This is a genomic window from Escherichia sp. AM3 (assembly GCF_032029835.1).
Lineage (GTDB): Bacteria > Pseudomonadota > Gammaproteobacteria > Enterobacterales > Enterobacteriaceae > Escherichia > Escherichia coli.
The window spans coordinates 1-328 of sequence record NZ_JAVUPQ010000752.1; the positions used below are offsets into that span (position 1 = coordinate 1).

Below are 328 nucleotides of genomic sequence, written 5' to 3' on the forward strand. Positions count from 1 at the left end.
GGCATACATGCCGCATAAACCGACAGGTGCGAGCGCTACCGGCATGGAGAGCGTTTCGTTAAACAGCTTCGTCTCAAGGCTCAGGTCAGACATATTCTTCAGCACGCGCTGGCGCAGGGCCACCTCCGACAGGTCTTCCACGTTGCGGCGCAGGGTGTATTCGGCATACGCCCCGCCGTCAATGTAGTGGAACAGGAACGGGGGCAAAATGCGCTGCGCCGCGGCGCGATAATCACTGGCTGCTGAAATAATCATGCTTTGTTCTCCCTGGAAATATCACTCTCGCCAGGCAGACGGGTAATACGCGCCTGTCGGGCCTGATCTTCAT

General features: G+C 57.6%; 1 protein-coding gene. It reads right to left on the reverse strand.

Translation table 11 applies throughout. The features are described 5' to 3' along the window. Window positions 1–255, reverse strand: a 255-nt coding sequence (locus RTW80_RS28205; protein ID WP_312721412.1) for an alpha-hydroxy-acid oxidizing protein, incomplete at its 3' end; no start/stop codon positions are given. Window positions 256–328 lie beyond the last annotated feature (73 nt).